Annotated in this window: 19 protein-coding genes; 5 read left to right on the top strand and 14 right to left on the bottom strand. The window is 43.5% G+C overall.

Annotated elements, in window-relative coordinates; genetic code table 11:
- Window positions 1-32 precede the first annotated feature (32 nt).
- The 6 genes from N39L_RS06530 to N39L_RS06505 form a co-directional block, all read right to left on the bottom strand.
- Window positions 33-1,349 (bottom strand): tetratricopeptide repeat protein, encoded by a 1,317-nt coding sequence (locus tag N39L_RS06530; protein WP_434221624.1) that lies wholly within the window; start codon window positions 1,347-1,349, stop codon window positions 33-35.
- 152 nt (window positions 1,350-1,501) lie between these two features.
- On the bottom strand, window positions 1,502-2,773 hold the full coding sequence (gene iscB / locus N39L_RS06525) for an RNA-guided endonuclease IscB (protein ID WP_014274670.1): 1,272 nt from the start codon (window positions 2,771-2,773) through the stop codon (window positions 1,502-1,504).
- A 265-nt stretch (window positions 2,774-3,038) separates the two neighbouring features.
- Window positions 3,039-3,179 (bottom strand): hypothetical protein, encoded by a 141-nt coding sequence (locus tag N39L_RS06520; RefSeq protein WP_157888675.1) that lies wholly within the window; start codon window positions 3,177-3,179, stop codon window positions 3,039-3,041.
- A 93-nt stretch (window positions 3,180-3,272) separates the two neighbouring features.
- Entirely contained in the window at window positions 3,273-3,530 is a 258-nt protein-coding gene (locus N39L_RS06515) for a hypothetical protein (protein ID WP_006618719.1), read from the bottom strand.
- A 153-nt stretch (window positions 3,531-3,683) separates the two neighbouring features.
- Window positions 3,684-4,886 (bottom strand): GNAT family N-acetyltransferase, encoded by a 1,203-nt coding sequence (locus N39L_RS06510; RefSeq protein WP_006618718.1) that lies wholly within the window; start codon window positions 4,884-4,886, stop codon window positions 3,684-3,686.
- Window positions 4,887-4,922: 36 nt separating this feature from the next.
- A complete protein-coding gene (locus N39L_RS06505) occupies window positions 4,923-5,627 on the bottom strand; it encodes a RibD family protein (protein WP_006618717.1) in 705 nt (234 codons plus the stop codon).
- A gap of 147 nt (window positions 5,628-5,774) precedes the next feature.
- Here N39L_RS06505 and N39L_RS06500 point away from each other — a divergent pair, with 147 nt between their 5' ends.
- Window positions 5,775-6,623 (top strand): alpha/beta hydrolase, encoded by an 849-nt coding sequence (locus N39L_RS06500; RefSeq protein WP_006618716.1) that lies wholly within the window; start codon window positions 5,775-5,777, stop codon window positions 6,621-6,623.
- A gap of 74 nt (window positions 6,624-6,697) precedes the next feature.
- Here the strand turns inward: N39L_RS06500 and N39L_RS06495 are convergent, their stop codons facing one another.
- The 4 genes from N39L_RS06495 to N39L_RS06480 all read right to left on the bottom strand — a co-directional run bounded on the left by N39L_RS06495 (window position 6,698) and on the right by N39L_RS06480 (window position 10,552).
- A complete protein-coding gene (locus N39L_RS06495) occupies window positions 6,698-8,638 on the bottom strand; it encodes a methyl-accepting chemotaxis protein (RefSeq protein WP_006618715.1) in 1,941 nt (646 codons plus the stop codon).
- 143 nt (window positions 8,639-8,781) lie between these two features.
- Window positions 8,782-9,039, bottom strand: coding sequence for a hypothetical protein (locus tag N39L_RS06490; protein WP_014274669.1), 258 nt, complete (start codon window positions 9,037-9,039; stop codon window positions 8,782-8,784).
- Window positions 9,040-9,087: 48 nt separating this feature from the next.
- Window positions 9,088-9,393, bottom strand: a complete 306-nt coding sequence (locus N39L_RS06485) for a hypothetical protein (protein WP_014274668.1) — start codon at window positions 9,391-9,393, stop codon at window positions 9,088-9,090.
- 10 nt (window positions 9,394-9,403) lie between these two features.
- Complete coding sequence (locus N39L_RS06480) at window positions 9,404-10,552, bottom strand: AAA family ATPase (RefSeq protein WP_014274667.1); 1,149 nt, start codon at window positions 10,550-10,552, stop codon at window positions 9,404-9,406.
- Window positions 10,553-10,690: 138 nt separating this feature from the next.
- Between N39L_RS06480 and N39L_RS06475 the strand changes: the two genes are divergently transcribed.
- Together N39L_RS06475 and rpmF are read left to right on the top strand one after the other, a co-directional pair.
- Complete coding sequence (locus N39L_RS06475) at window positions 10,691-11,194, top strand: 2TM domain-containing protein (protein ID WP_006618713.1); 504 nt, start codon at window positions 10,691-10,693, stop codon at window positions 11,192-11,194.
- A gap of 141 nt (window positions 11,195-11,335) precedes the next feature.
- Window positions 11,336-11,512, top strand: coding sequence for a 50S ribosomal protein L32 (gene rpmF, locus N39L_RS06470; protein ID WP_006618712.1), 177 nt, complete (start codon window positions 11,336-11,338; stop codon window positions 11,510-11,512).
- A gap of 58 nt (window positions 11,513-11,570) precedes the next feature.
- Here rpmF and queA read toward each other — a convergent pair whose 3' ends face one another.
- Complete coding sequence (gene queA, locus N39L_RS06465; protein WP_035735493.1) at window positions 11,571-12,689, bottom strand: tRNA preQ1(34) S-adenosylmethionine ribosyltransferase-isomerase QueA; 1,119 nt, start codon at window positions 12,687-12,689, stop codon at window positions 11,571-11,573.
- Window positions 12,690-13,028: 339 nt separating this feature from the next.
- Here queA and N39L_RS06460 point away from each other — a divergent pair, with 339 nt between their 5' ends.
- Window positions 13,029-13,418 (top strand): hypothetical protein, encoded by a 390-nt coding sequence (locus N39L_RS06460; RefSeq protein WP_006618710.1) that lies wholly within the window; start codon window positions 13,029-13,031, stop codon window positions 13,416-13,418.
- 43 nt (window positions 13,419-13,461) lie between these two features.
- Here N39L_RS06460 and N39L_RS06455 read toward each other — a convergent pair whose 3' ends face one another.
- Window positions 13,462-13,899: a YraN family protein gene (locus N39L_RS06455; protein ID WP_014274664.1), complete on the bottom strand. Its 438-nt coding sequence runs from the start codon at window positions 13,897-13,899 to the stop codon at window positions 13,462-13,464.
- Between the two features lie 120 nt (window positions 13,900-14,019).
- On the opposite strand from N39L_RS06455, the gene N39L_RS06450 reads away from it, so the two are divergent.
- Entirely contained in the window at window positions 14,020-14,469 is a 450-nt protein-coding gene (locus N39L_RS06450; protein ID WP_050856764.1) for a pentapeptide repeat-containing protein, read from the top strand.
- A 111-nt stretch (window positions 14,470-14,580) separates the two neighbouring features.
- On the opposite strand, the gene N39L_RS06445 is transcribed toward N39L_RS06450, so the two are convergent.
- Together N39L_RS06445 and N39L_RS06440 are read right to left on the bottom strand one after the other, a co-directional pair.
- Window positions 14,581-14,754, bottom strand: coding sequence for a hypothetical protein (locus tag N39L_RS06445; RefSeq protein WP_014274662.1), 174 nt, complete (start codon window positions 14,752-14,754; stop codon window positions 14,581-14,583).
- A gap of 248 nt (window positions 14,755-15,002) precedes the next feature.
- Window positions 15,003-16,211, bottom strand: a complete 1,209-nt coding sequence (locus N39L_RS06440) for an anion transporter (RefSeq protein WP_014274661.1) — start codon at window positions 16,209-16,211, stop codon at window positions 15,003-15,005.

Genomic DNA, 16,211 nt, shown 5'->3' with positions numbered 1-16,211 from the left:
TAGGGGCGGCTCAAAGCTGCCCCTACTGATTTTTAGGGGAGTGTTTGTAGAAATTGTTGAATTTCTAGGTCGCCAGGATTGATTTCTAATGCCCTTTGGTCGCGATCTTTAGCTTCTTGGTCGCGGCCCTGTCGCAGATAGGCGATCGCTTTACCTAACCAACTTTGGGAGTGGTTACTATCAAGATAAATAGCGCGATTATAGGCATTAAGGGCTTGTGCGTAACGTTTAATTTCCATAAAGATTTGACCCCTTAAAACCCAGGCTTCTCTTTGGTGAGGATTGTGATGGAGAGATTCGTCTACCGATGCGATCGCCTCTCCATAGTCTCCGAGGCGAAATAGGGCTTGGGCTTGAGCTGTCAAAGCGGGGGTAAAATCAGGTTTGATATTGATCGCGCGAGTATAAGATTTCGCCGCCTCTGGGTAGTCATCTAGGTGATTCATTAAAATATTGCCTCGTAAATACCAAATCCCATAATCATCAGGTTGAATTTGTAGGAGGCGGTCAAAGGCTTGTAAGGCTTCTTCATGGCGACCGATAGACATTAATAGCGCCCCACGATCACGCCATGCGGGATGAAAATTAGGTTGGAGTTGGGTAGCGCGATCATAGGATGCGATCGCCTCATCGTATTGACTCAGGGAAGATAAGGCATTTCCGCGACCATACCAAGCCGGATAAAAATTAGACTGTATGTTAATCGCCCTTTCAAAGGCTTCTAAGGAGTCTCGCCATCTTTCGTGGCGATAAAGCTGATTTCCGCGATTAGTCCAGTCGATGGCGCTAAAGCGATCGCTAACTTGGGGAACCTGCATATAAGCGGAAATAGATTGTAATTCCCGGGGAGTAGGGGGGTCTGGTTGGCGATCGCTGATATTGAGGTTAAGGGGAATCCCTGATTGCAAAAATCGGTTTACGGGAATACCTGCACTGTAGCCTACTGTAACTCGATTGCTGGTTCCGGTGATCTCGTCTATGAGGATTTGACCTTCTGACATTCCGTGAATACCAATTACCTGACCTTGGGTGTCTAAAATCGGCCCCCCACTCATACCTACCTGGGTGAAATTGGTATAAAATAGGTCATAACCACGGGTGGTGGGTTCTTTGACAAAGGCGAGTTTGTAGGCTTCGCTAATTAGTAACCCGGCCGTAAATAGGCGGGGCTGAAATTCTGGCCAGCCGGAAATGAAAATGTGTCGGGACTCGGCATCATAATCATAATCGGCAATTTGTGCCAGGGGGTAGGTGCGATCGCTACTGAAGGCTAAAACTGCTAAGTCGATTCCCGGTAGTCTAATGACGCGATCGTAGTCTAGGGCGTATTTTTGGCCGTCATGGGTGATAATTATGTATTCATCGGGACTGCGGACAACATGGTTAGCGGTCAGTACATAATACAGGTCTCCCTCACGTAAACCTCTGGGGAGCGTGGAAGCCCCGTGTCTTTAGACCGGGGAGGAAACGGGACCGGGGGACTTTAGTCCCCGTGAATCTTTCAAGCATAGGCGTAACCATCCTTTCGGTGAATAGGTTGGCAGTATTTGTGGTTGATGCCTGTCACCCGTCCCGAGGCGGTGGTCATATCAAAACTGCCAGAGGCACGGCAGAGAACCCGTCCTACATAGGAGCCAATTTTCTTCCCGGCCGTGACCGTAGCCGTGACGATATCGCCAGTCTGAAAACCTTTGTGAATTTGCTTCCTGGAGCGGTGACGAGTGGGGAATCCGTACTTATTCGTCCCGCACATCCGACGAGTTCCATGCCCCTTCGCTAGAATCAGCAACGGTTTTGACGTGACAATATCGAGTGATTCGACGTCTCCAACACAGGCAGCATCAAGCCAATGAGCCTTGGGTAGGTTAAGCCGAAGTCGATTGAACTTCGTTTGTCCGGCGGTTCCTGTGGTGACCCGAAGTCCTGTGGCTTTGAGAGCCTTGAACAAGGCCCACCGAGTCGAGTTAACGGCAGCCGCATCGTTAAGGGGTGATTTGGCCTGCCTCAGAAGACGACTCAGGACATCAGGCTGGCCCGATAAAAAATCCCGAATGTCCCCATTGCCTTTGGCTTGATTGCATGAGTGGCAAGCGATCGTCAGGTTAGACACCCGGTCAGAGCCCCCCTTAGACCGGGGCTGAATATGCTCAACTTCAAGGGGTACATGTTTAGCACCACAGTAAGCACAGGTTCGGCCCCACTTTTCCAACAGGTATTCCCGGACTTCGTAGCCTTGTAAGGCTCCCTGCTGATACTCAACACCTGAGATCTCAGGGTTTTCCATCAATTGTAGGTCGAACCGTACTAGCTCTTGAACAATGCGGCCCACTGGGGCAAGTCTACGGAATCGGTTAACCCAGGTCATCAGGGTATCGACTCGATGCTGCAAGCTCGGAGCCAACCAACCCTGGGGACGAGTCCGATTCAAGAACCGAGCCGGCCGATATTGGGTCTTGCGGTTTCGTCGAGAACGTCGCAGTTGCCGACGAGACCGTAAGGCTTCTACTATCTGCTGTCCTCGGTGCTGCAACTCGGCAGCAAAGATGATTCGATTCCCTTGCTTCAGGGCAATTCCAGTGACTTTAGAACCTGGGTCTAATTTGAGTTCGAGCGGTTCAGGATTCGCATCAACCTCCTTGTTGAGAATAATGGTGAATGGGTAGCGTCGAAATACCGATGCTTTTCCGGCTTTGAGTAGAAACCGTGCGACCCCTGGCTGGCAGGGGGTCAGGGGCTTACGGTTGGTATCTAAAACGAAAATATGATTAGACATTGTTGCGTCTCTTCTGATTGCTCGTCACCTTAAAAATGTGAGGGTATGGTTGCCCCCAACTCTGCAAAGCAGGTAAAGTTTGCCTCGTCAATGTTATAAAAGCTTTTTGGGCTAACTACACTTCCTTACCCCTTGTAAAGATGTTTAATAGTTAACGATAGAGCGAGAGGCTGGCAAGCACCTCAAGGTATCATGGCTTAAATAACGTAGCCAGTTAAGGCTTAGACTGGTCAACTAACTGAGGAATCCGAGGCATGAAGCCCCGTTACTTCAGTACGGGGTGCTGACTGATGCGATCGATATCTTCCGCCATTAGGGCGATCGCATTACTGACAGATAACAGGGTGATTACTCCGGCTGCTATTATAGCTTGCACCGGACGCAAACAATTTTTAACTAGACTCATGGCGCACCTATGGAAGTATTGACTGGGTAGGAGTCTGAACCTATCCCATTCCTTACTTCTGAGGATTTAGGATTTATCCGGTTGAGTTAGCAGTTATAGGGAACTGGCACTGTCTGGGGCAATTTCCACCCCTCCTTGCTGCACTATTTTTTGGCGATCGGTAATTAGATCGCTGAGGGTTTCAATGTTCTTGATTCCCATATCATGACAAGCCTTTTTTAAGCTGCTTTGGAAGGCTTCTATATCTTCTCCATATCCACAATTGCGGGCAGCTTCCTCTAGTCCCTGTTTGGCACTGGATTTCGCACAATTTACTAGATCAGTTCCTTGTAATCTGGGGGAATTTGACATAATTATTGTTTATAGATTTGCACACCAGTTAAATTATAGCAAATTTGGTCGGAATTATTATCTATCTGTGGGGGGATATTTTCTAACTAACTATGACGACTAGGCTATGGCGGGTTAAGACCAACCACAGCCAGTCTGGGGGAGGTCTCGTGGCTATCCCGAAAAATTAGTTAAGCTATTATCGGTGAATGGTAAATCTTGATTAAGGTAGTTAATTTCCTGTTTTTCCATGTCATTAATGCGGTGAATATAGTTGCGGAGAATTTGAGAGAGACGACCATCATAAAAACGATGGAGACTGTAGTTAGGTCTGGCTGGAAAACCGCGACGCTGTTTATGTCGTCCTCCCGCCCCAGGGTCAAAGGATTGAATCCCGTGATTAATCCCCCATTCAATAGGGGAATAATAACAAGCATTAAAGTGTAAACAATCGATATCTTGTAAACTTCCCCAATAGCGACCATATAGGCGATCGCCTTTAGTCAAACAGAATGACATCCCCATAGGTTGGCGATCGTCTAATTCATTATATGCCGCCACAAAAACCACCCGGTGACGATAATCATGATGTAACTGTTCAAAGAATTTCCGAGTCAGATATTTACTTCCCCACCAGCCAAATTTATCGCAGGTACTCCCATAAAAATCATACATCAGGGAAAACATTGATTTAGGGATATCATCACCCGTCACAATCCGCATTTGTAGACCCACTTTGTCTAAGGCTTTTCGTTCTCGTTTGATATTACGGCGTTGATTAGCATTAAAGATTTTCAAGTAATCATCAAAACTATTATATCCTTGATTTTGCCAGATATAACTATGGTGTAGCCAAGGGGTAAATCCCTGTTTGTCCAGAGTAGACTGCCATTGACGATCCACATAAAGAAAATGGCAGCCAGAAATTTTATGGTTAATACAAAAGCGATCTATTTCATGCACCATTAACCCCGTAATTTCGTCTTCATCCTCAGAGGGATCCACTAAAAATCGATAGCCTTCTGCTGGCGTAAAAGGCGACATCCCCAACATTTTAGGATAGTATTCAATCCCCAATTGATAAGCCAAATCAGCCCATTGGTGGTCAAAGACAAACTCACCGCGACTGTGACCTTTGAGATATAATGGGGCTGCCGCGACTAATTGAGAATCTCGCCATACTGTCAGATGATTGGGTAGCCAACCCGCCTGTCCCGTCGCACTACCAGAAGCCTCCAAATTATGCAGCCAGTCCCATTCAAAAAACGGAGTTTTCAGGGGTTGGGCGAGTCGATCCCACTCCGACTGAGGGACTTCGGAAATTTGATTAATCCAAGCTACCGAATACGGTGATTGATTTGAGTGTAAGGTATTCATGCTGAAAATTAAAAGCGCTATGATATTCTAGCGATTTTAATGGGGAGATTTAACCCGATAGTGCAGAAATACCTCATCATCTACCTGTTGGACACTCAACAATTGTAAATGGGGTGCGAAGCGAGATAAAAATCCTTCTCCGTCCACGGGAGTCGGTGATGTGGTTCCCCCCAAAATTCGGGGACAGACGGTCAGGTGAAACTCATCGATCGCATGGTGGGCCATTAAAGATGCTACTAGCTGACCGCCGCCTAAGACCGCTAGTCTTTGTATATCCCGGTCTCTGAGTTGCTGTAACGCTTCTGACCAGGTTATCACTCCATTGGAGTCGTCCGCGACGATCACTTGGTCGAAGTGGTCGGAAAATCGTTTCCAAGGCTGACCCCCTAAGAATGTGGTCAGTAACCACTTGGGAACAGGCTGTTGAAAAAATTTGAGGGTTGGGTTAATTTTTCCTGATGCGGAACAGACTATTTGAACCGGTTGGGGGGGTTTTCCGTTTTTTTCCCGATCGCCTAACAATTCCGTTGAAGACACCCTTAAAACTGTTCCATAGGCGGCGAGAGTGCCGTTTCCGAACAGTACAGCGTCGGCTTGGGCAATTTGTCGTTCTAGGTGAATGATATCAGCATTAGAGCCAAATCGGGCAGGCGATCGCATCAGATCAGCAATTTTGCCGTCAGCACTCATGGCTAAAATAACAGTAGTGTGGGGTCGGGTGGTTGGAATTATCTCATCCATAAGGGCCTGGTTTTGGCTCTCGACTTGCTATTAGTGATCTTAAAACAGGGTCTGACAAGATGCAAGACGCTAGATCTAGCTTAGATCTACTAGTCGTGATCGGCGCATCGGTATTAATTTGAAAAAATATACATCAGATTTAATTCTATGATTTCATTGTTCCCTAAAGCTATCTTAATTATCACTGTCCTGACTATAGTTAGTTATCTCATTATTTGTGTCGGGTTGCTTTTGTTTCAAAATCGGTTGATTTTTTTCCCATCTAAGACCATTGAAAAAACTCCCGATTTGTTAGGGATGCTATATCAAGAGGTTTGGTTAAAATTACCCGATTCCACATCAGAAAGTGAACAGATTAATGGTTGGTGGATTCCTGGCGATTCCGACATAGTGATTTTGGATTTGCATGGGAACAGTAGTAATATTGGTGGCAATTTAGGCTATGCTAAACAATTTCATCATCTGGGATTTTCCGTGTTTTTGATAGATTATCGAGGTTATGGTTGTAGTAGCGATCGCTTTCCCTGTGAACAACGAGTTTATGAAGATGCCGAGTTAGCTTTTAATTATTTGGTTAATTCTCGAAACATCCCCCCTGATAAAATTGTCGTATTTGGGCATTCTTTGGGAGGTGCGATCGCTATTGAATTGGCTACGAAACACCCCCAAATTGCTGGATTGATTATCGAAAGTTCCTTTACTTCTATCCTCGATATGGTCAAGGTAAAGAAACAATATCGGATTTTTCCAATTAATTGGTTATTGCATCAACGATTTGATTCTCTTGCGAAAGTTCGGGAATTGAAAATGCCGATTTTATTCACCCATGGGACCGCTGATGAGTTGGTTACCGCCAGTATGAGTGAGCAGTTATACCAGGCTTGTCCTGAACCCAAACAACTGCTGATGATTCCTGATGCTGATCACAATCATGTCAAAGAAATGGGAGGCGATCGCTATCGGGAAACCATCAAGAAATTTGTGGAAAGTCTGTAAAAAAATTTTATCTTTCATGGGTCTAAACCCTCTGGACTTCCCCATAAATTTCACCCGATTTATATGGGGATAATTTAATAATTTAAATTTAAATCATTCATCATCTCTAAAACCTGTTCAATAGCTACTGATTGCTGATTAATATTGAGAGAAATAGTCTGAGAATTTTCTACTATACTGTTAATCCCATTAACCACCTCATTAAATCCGGTTTTACTTTCCTCTGTGACTCGGACTGTAGAACTCATCGCTTTTTGAATATCATGTACTAAATTGTTAATTTCTGCTGCTGAGGATTTACTTTGATCAGCCAGTTTCCGAATTTCATTGGCGATCACATTAAATCCTTGTCCACTATTCTGGTCAGCTTGTACCGCCTCAACTGCAGCATTTAAAGCCAATATATTAGTTTGATTAGCTAAATTACTGACTATAGTAGATATTAAGCCAATTTTGACAATTTTATTACTTAAATCCGAGATTTTATAGGCAAGTTTATTCACCGTTTCTTGTAAGCCATCCTGGCAATAATTATCATCAGATTCCCGATAACCTTTAATCAAATATAATACCTGTTTAGCCGCTAATGCTGCCTTAGAAGCCTGTTCAGCGGAACCCCTAGCTGAACTGTTTAACTCATTCATAGTTATAGTGACTGAATGCACTAACATTTTCTGATTTTGTAGTGTTCCTTGTAATTCTTGACTTCTGGTAGATATCTCAGCAGCCATGAGGTTAAAAGAGTGAGCCAAACAACCTAGTTCATCCTGTGTATTATCTGGAATAGACACATTATAATTACCTGCCGAAATTTTCTGAGTCCCATTAATTAGTTGTTGCAATGGTGCAGATACTTGTCGTTTTAAAACCACCCAAACTAGGAGCATTAATGATAATAGTAAAATTACTTCAATCAGGATATTTGCTAACACAAAATTTACGGATTTTTTTATTAAAATTGACCGAGGAAAAACAGTTACAAAATACCAGTCAATACCCGGCATTTGGCGAAAAACCAGGTATTGATTATCTTCATAATTAGGTATTATGTATTGATTTGGGGGAGCATTTGTAACTAATTTAAATATATTCATTAAGTTACTATCCTGCAAATTTTGGATCTTAACCGTGGTAGTGCTATCTTGAATTTTATCTATTAAGTGGGGATGAGCGATTAACTGACCATCCCCTCTAAAAATTAGGTTATATCCTCCTTCAATATGCACATTAACTGTTCTTTCGATTAACTGATTTAGGGTGATGTCATGACCAAGAGTTCCTATGGTTTGACCATTATAATCAACGGGGGTTGAAGCCGTGACTAACCAAAGCTGACTAACTGGTTCATAATAAGGTGTAGTCCAAACGGTTTTTCTTTCCGGGTTATTCTCAGGAGTGGCGACTAAATACTCTGGTTTTTGGGGCATATAAAAGTTAGCATCAGCTTCTTTAACATAATTAGGAACTTCCGGCCAATAAACAATTGTAATATTCTCCGGGGTCATAATGAAGGTACTATCAAAACGATTATGCCACGCCCTCCCGTAGGATTCGATTAACCTTTGTAAATCAATGACTTTCCGACGAATTTCTGGGGTGATTTCTAAGGATTTATCAATATACACTCCCGCCTGGCGTTCACCATCAAAATTGACAGGGTTGTTACGGATAACCCCGTCCGGGTATCGGATGAATAAATTATTAAATTCCTCTTCTAAATTAGCGGGGGATGGTTGTGCAAATTCCCTCAGAATTTCGGCTTTCAGGATAGCATGATTATCAACCGCTAAATCAAAGATTTGCTGTTCTCTGGCTACTCTTTCCACCACAGACTCTTCTAGTTGCGTTAATTTCTGATTTCTCAATGCTGATATCGCTTGCATATAATTAGCGATCGCACTACCTGTCACTATTAAAACTGCACATACAGTAATCTGAAATAAGGTTTTTCTGGTCAGAGAACCTTTGGGGGAAAACTGCGATTCCGGGTGATTTTTGCCATGGGAGTTTAACATAATTATATGAATTGATTAAGGATTGAGGGTGCTGTGATCATCTACTATGATTATATCATAACAATTATGTAGGGTTTGTCCTAGTGCTGCTCTAAATATGTAAAATTTTGGTAAAATTGGCTCAACCGAGTTATCAGTCTGTATTAATTCCATGTAGGCTGAAAGGCTATGATTACATCCATGGCCCGCCTGAGACTAGCAGAATTAACCTTAGCCCCTTCTATTGCCCATGATTCTTGTACAAACTTAATCAGTGGATTATTATAATCTTTACCGACTTTGGCAGTGCTTTCTGCTGGGGGTACAATGGCATCTTTTAAGGCTTTTTTTCTGCATCTACGACAGAGGTTGATTAAATACTGTTTCGGGTCGTCTATATCATCAACATCCGTGGTAATCAAATTAGGTGAAATACCTAAAAATTTAGCAAATCCTTCTCGGTCAGCCAGTCACCACGATTCTACTTCTTTCACAGCTACTCTAAAAAGCAGGTTAGGATGTTTGGGCTGAGATTTTAACCATTCATTAATAATCGCCAATGGACATTCAGATTTATCTAAATCAGTTAAGACTAAATAAGCCATTCCTTTGGCTGCATTATTAAATCCGCACAAGTTTTTTTTGAGATAACCATATCCGTTTTTGTGAAAACAATGACCAATCAAAAAAGGACGTTGAGAATGCTGAATCATTTTTTTTAACACAGCCTCACTCAGGATATCTTCACAGGCTAAATTAATGGGAATATCTGTCATTGATATCAACTTATTGGAATAAACTTAGTTGTTGAATTTGAGGGGGGACTGTCTGAGGTAATGCAGCATCTGCTATAGTTAAACCTCCTTCTAATAGCAGTCTAATGTTGTCATCACTAGAAGCTATTTTAACTTCGGTTCCCTCCGGCTTAGGTATCATTAAGATAACTTCTTGGCCACCAATACCCTGGTCTGAAAGTAAATCGGCACTATGGGTAGTAATAATAACTTGCCGTTTTTTGGATCGTTGTAGTCGATAAATTAGGGGAGGTAGCTGGTTAATAATTCCCGAATTTAATGATAATTCTGGTTCTTCTAGTAATAACAAGGAATCGGATTCTAACAAAGACCATAGTAGTCCAATGAGTCTTAATGTACCATCAGAAAATTGGTCTTCCCTTTGTTTTCCGGCTTGGGGTCGCCAATGTTCATAAATAGCCTCTAAATGAGGGACACCCATTTCGTCTTTAGTATCGGTTAAATTTTTTAACTGGGGTACGGCTAACTTGAGGGCTTCTTCAATTTTTTTTAGTCGTGATTTGCGGGTTTTTTCTGATGTCTTGGCTACCCTTTCTAAAAAAGTTCTGCCAAAGGGATCTTCGAAAAGTCCGGGGGTAGCAAATGCTTCGGGGTGGCGAACCAATTGGGGAATTATATGTAAGTATAAAATCGATTCTAAAAATTTGGCAATGTCTCGAAATTGGGCATTGGCATTAATTTGTTCTAAATAGGTTTGGGTAAGTCTTAACTCATCTCGTTGATCATCTCCATCAGGTCGATTGATAATTTGTTGGTGGTGATGCCAGACTCTTTCATAGGCAATAATTGGTTCATTTTTGCCACCTTTTCTCTGTTTAAATCCTATGGCATATTTCCAAAGGGGTGCTGTGGCATTTGGTTGGGATAGGTGAATTTCGATTTCTACATTAGGATAACGGCGGGCGGAAAGACTCCGAATTTTAGAAACTCCACCTCGATCGCCTACGGCTTTTTGGAGACCGCCGCCGGGTTTGGCTAAATCCCTTAAAAATCTGAAAGCATCGAGAAAGTTGGACTTACCGCAGGCGTTGGGACCGACTATAAATATACGATCGCATAAGTCCACCTCAACGGCACGAAAGTTGCGCCAATTTTTCAGGATTATGTGTGATATGATCATGTAAATTACCGTAATTTTAGCTATAGTATAACTGAATATATCTCTGGTGTTCGGATAATCGGGGAGTGTGGCGACTGCTCAAATTAGTCAAAACTTGCTAAAATCGCAGTTATCAGAACACTTATCAAGACATTGGCTATGGAAAATAATCTAAATACAAACATCAGTCCCACTTCTATCCAACAAGAAGATGCCCAAGAAATTCTACAAATTGCTATGGCTCGCAGTCAAGAAACTGGGGAACTCACCCGCACCCAGTTGGAGGAAATGGCAATGGAGTTGGGAATTAGCTCGGAAAATTTACAGGCGGCGGAATTAGAATGGCAGACTCGGAAAGTGGAGTTAACCGAAAAACAGGTATTTAATCAGGAACGTCGGCAAAAATTACGGCAAGATGCTGTTAAATATGCGATCGTTAACTCTTTCCTAATTTTATTAAATCTGGTGACTACCCAGGGTATGGCTTTTGCTTTAACGATCGCTTTATTATGGGGTCTAGGATTGAGTTTGCAAGCCTGGAAAGCCTATCAAACTCAGGGAGAAGCATACGATAAAGACTTTGCTAAATGGCGGATCAAAAAGCAGCTAGGAAACTCCCTAGGAATCATTGCAGGTCGCGTCATTAAGGGCATTCAATCATAATAGTTATCAATTAATTGGGTGTTGGGGTTTAGCTGAGGGGTTGGGGGTTGGGGGTTGGGGGTTGAGTGTAGCCGATACCATATTGTCGCCGAATGTGATATAATCAGAGTTTGTCTTGTTAAATTTGAGTTTAATCTGGTCATGGCTGTTCCAAAGAAACGAACCTCTAAATCCAAGCGGAATATGCGAAAAGCGACTTGGAAGCGCAAAGCTAGAGTCCAAGCCGAAAAAGCCTTATCCCTAGGTAAATCGGTCCTTACAGGTCGGTCTGCAAGTTTCGTCTATCCGACAGATGATGAGGAGGGCGACGAGGAATAACCCGGGGATGTTGGTTGAAAAGCCGGATGTCAGTTTTTGTTGATGTCCGGCTTTGGGGTTATTTTTGAACGGCTGCTGGCAGAATCAACATGGCATCACCAAAAGAGTAAAAGCGATATCGGTTGCCGAAATCATTGGGTGGTTGTTCTAAGGCATCCTGATATAATTTCATGAGTCTTTCACGACCAATTAAAGCTGATACCAACATCAGTAAACTCGATCGCGGTAGGTGAAAATTAGTAATCAGTCCATCAATGACGCGCCAGCGATAGCCGGGATAAATAAATAGGTTAATTTCGCCGCAGTAAGGTTGAATAGAGCGATCGCCAGAATTTTGGGCGGCTGCTATACCTTCCAAAGTCCGCACTACGGTAGTTCCCACGGCAATGATGCGACCACCACGGGCGCGGGTTTGATTGATTTTCTCGACGGTTTCGGGAGGCAATTCGACCCATTCGGCGTGCATTTGGTGGGTGGTAATATCCTCAACTTCCACGGGACGAAAAGTTCCTAAGCCCACATGAAGGGTGACGAAAGCGTGATCAATGTGTTGCTGAGAGAGTCTTTGAAATAGTTGTTCTGTAAAGTGTAACCCGGCTGTAGGTGCGGCCACGGCCCCAGGGCGATCGCCATAAATAGTTTGATACTGTTCGGCTAAAGCCTGAGAATCAGTAACATAGGGAGGAAAAGGGATTTCGCCAAATTGATCTAAAATAGAAACCAAAGATTGGCCTTGGGGAACCTCAAACTTGAGCAACCTTCCGCCCGTACTGGGGTTAGTATCGATAACGGTAGCATAAAGTATTTCGCCGCCAGATTTGGACTGAAACTCGAGGCGATCGCCTATCTTAAACCGTTTTCCGGGCTTGACCAAAGCTAACCAACAGTTTGGGGCTTGCTCCTGTAGCAATAAAATCTCGATCGCCGCCGATCGACTCTTGCGACCGTAGAGACGGGCGGGGAGTACGCGGGTATTATTGAGAATCAGTAAATCCTGTGGTTGTAATAAATCTGGTAAATCCCGAAATAAACGGTGTTGATGGGACTGGGGCGAATCCACCACTAACAGGCGGGATGAGTCCCTAGGGATTACTGGATTTTGAGCGATGCGATCGGGAGGTAATTCATAATCATACCCCTGCAAAGTTCTATCTAATTTGTCCACTACTTCTGTCATTCCCAACACTAAAATCGCGCTTTCTGAGGTAAACTTGGGTATAATCCCCCAGATCAGAACGGGTAATTTTCCCCTATTAAAAGGGGTAATATCCCGCAATGATATAAGTATAGCCTTGTCAAAATAGGAAATACAGAACAGGGGATAAGGAAAACTGGAACAGGGGGTAAGGAATTTTTCTGAAAGCCTGCGGCTGACAGCTAACACCGGACACTCGAAAGCTAGTAACCGATACCCTGATCACTATTGGGTTACCACCGCAGCAGGTAACAAGTCCTTAACCATTTAGGAGTTGCAAGCGGGTGGGGGGAGACAGGAAGACGCGGGAGAAACAATGGAATGGAATATCTATACTACCTTGCCAACACGAGTTTAACACTGAGAGTTGTTGATTTTCTTAGGGGTCAGACTCACCTTCCGGTCAAGTTTATGACCGTGATTCATCAAATTGACGGCTGGATCATCAAAGTTAAGATGAGTGAGTATTTAACGCCCCACCAACATGGTGATTTTAGGGCTTTTATGTACGAATTGGGGATTCCCTATGAACCGGACATTCGTATTCAGATGGCTTTGTGGGCTCTGGAAACTGGACAATCTCCCTTGAGTGTGATGCGTCGCTACCAGGTGGCGGTGGTTTCTCATGGTAGCCCAAATCGAGAGGATATTGAAACATTCCGCACTCAGTTTGTTAGGGGTCTGGGCTATTGTCCAGAGGCTTTAGCCTGAGGTTTAACTTGATTGTTTTGCTGGAAGTTTCGCTAATGCACGCTCAGGAAAAGGCTGATTCGATATAGTCTTCTAGGGTAAGCTGATAGGCTTCTATATGAATGGATTTACCTGGTGTCACAATCTGAGGTGATGCTGCGATCGGGTTGTTTGTTGCTGGGTTCTGGTGTTGACATCTAACTAGGGCGACATCGAATCGACAAGGATGATTACTGAAATGGGGATGGGCGCTTAAAAAGTGTTCTGCGGTTCGGATCAGTTTGGCTTGTTTGGTCGCAGTAATGGCTAAAGCACCGTTTGCGTCCCAGTTTCCTCGACTGCGGGTTTTGACTTCTACAAAAATTAGGGCGGTTTCTCGATGACCAATGAGGTCGATTTCTCCCCAACGACAATGATATTGATGGTATAAAATCTGCCAGCCCGTTTGTTGTAACCATTGTGCGACGAGTTGTTCTCCCAATGTTCCTATATGACGCGACATTACAGTAAACTCAATATAGATTTTTGGATAGATAGATCAAAAGGTATGGGTTTCTCGTTTCCCAGGATAATCAATAGGACAATTCTCTCGCGTATAGCAGCGATCGCTTTAATTTTAGGGATGGGTTGGGGACTAATAGCTACTATTACCACATCGCCGGCGATCGCGGAAAACTACGAAAAACGCAATCTGATAGGTGTGGACTTCTCAGGACAGGACCTCAAGGACTCCGAGTTTGATTTTGCTAACCTACAGGGTAGCAATTTCAGTCATACCGACCTACGGGGAGTTAGCCTATTTGGGGCGAAAATGCAGGATGTTAACCTAGAGTCTGCTGATTTACGTTTTGCTACCCTAGACACGGCGCGGTTAGTTAGGGCTAATCTCACTAATGCTTTGCTGGAGGAAGCCTACGCCTACAATGCGGATTTCCGTGGGGCGATTATTACTGGGGCTGATTTTACTGATGTCATGTTGCGTCGAGATCAGCAACAACTGCTTTGTGAAGTGGCGGACGGTACAAATCCAGTAACAGGACGCGATACCCGCGAGACTCTCTACTGCGATTGATTGACTTTCGATCAGCAGACCAAACAACAGGGATAACCTGAGAAGCCATTGCGAATCCTAGGTTATCTCCCGAAATTGCCGGGTTTTTGGCTGTCACTCAAAAAAGCTCTCCTAGTTGGCTTCCTGAGACAATAGTTCTTTCAGGTTGATTGTGGCGGCGACATCATCTGGGGTGGCTTGGGGGTGGCTTTTGCGCTTTGTGTAAGATACTAACGCGGGGATGGAGATACAGATAGCGCCGTTTACCAAAGCTAACAAAAGTCCGTAAGCTATATAATGATCCATTAATACACCCTCCTAAACATCGGGTTGATATTTTTTCAATCATTATCACATTATGGATAGTGAAAAAGCAATGGTTTTAGGTAAGAATTACTTGTCAATCCCATAAGTTATCTCAATCAATCAATCAATGGTTATAGGGTGAGTATTTATACTTATTAATTGGGGTTGATTTCCGAGGATTTTAGTTGAATTAGCGGCTACTAAGATGCACTCAGTTTAGCTCAATTGGAGTATAGCACAGATGACTGTCAAAAGATCACCCAAATGTAAGTAATCGTTAATGTTATGACTGTTAAGGGAAAGCCGAAACGGAGGTGTTCCCAAAATGATAGGCGATCGCCTCCAGATGCGGCGGCTTCTACGGTAATTAGATTGGCTACAGAACCAAATAGGGTGAGATTCCCGGCTAGAGTGGCTGAGGCGGCTAGGAGAATCCAGCTTGAGGTGGCATCTGGGGGAATAAATGATTGTAGGAGTAAGACGGTGGGGACATTAGAAATTATGTTGGATAATAAGGCGGTAATAACTAATAAACCTAGGGGATAGGATACCCAAGTTGACAGATGATTTAACAGTTGCAAAGATTGCACACAGTACGTGAGGATAAATAGTCCCGAAAACATTACTAATAATGACCAGTCTACTTGTTGTAAGACTCGCTGAGGTTTAATCCTGCGGGTAATCAATAATATGGCGGCGGCTAAAAATGCTGATTCTGCTAGGGGAAGATTGATGATAAAAGCGGTTAATAAAAGAGTGGTGACAATTATGGTTTTAATCAGGAGGGGACGATGTAAGTATAATGGTGATTGAGTGAGGGAATTTGAGGGGAGAGGATGTGATATTCGCACTTCTGGATAAAGTAGGCATAAGAGGCCAATTTGTAGCCCTAAACCTACTATGGCGACGGGGGTTAAGGTCTGGGCGAATTGTAGATAACTAATTCCGGAAAAGGAACCGACGAGGATATTTTGGGGATTACCGCTGAGGGTGGCGAGGGAACCGATATTGGTGGAGGCGGCGATCGCTAATAAATACGGGACAGGATTTAATTTGAGCGATCGGGCTAATTTTAAGGTTAGGGGGGTGCTAACTAATGCTAGAGTATCATTGAGGAAAAAGGCTGATAATATACCTGTGCCAAATGTTAATAAAACTAGCAATCCCAAGGGACTATGAATGAATCGTAATAGGTAAACTAATGCTAGGTTAAAAAAACCAGAGTAGGATAGGTAAGCGTTAATCACCATCATGCTTAATAAAAACACAATGGTATGAGGATCAATGGCATCCCAAGCCTGTTCTAGGGTTAAGGTTCCTATGGCAATTAACAGGGCTGAACCTACTAAAGCTATGGTGGCACGGTTCATCCGTAAACCGGGAATATAACCTAATCCTAACCCTATATAAGTAAGGGTTAAAACCCAACCCTGTAAACCTAGAATAATCTGGGTCAT

It is taken from the genome of Limnospira platensis NIES-39, assembly GCF_026000695.1.
Classification (GTDB): domain Bacteria; phylum Cyanobacteriota; class Cyanobacteriia; order Cyanobacteriales; family Microcoleaceae; genus Limnospira; species Limnospira platensis.
This window is presented reverse-complemented; position numbering and strand designations above follow the sequence as displayed.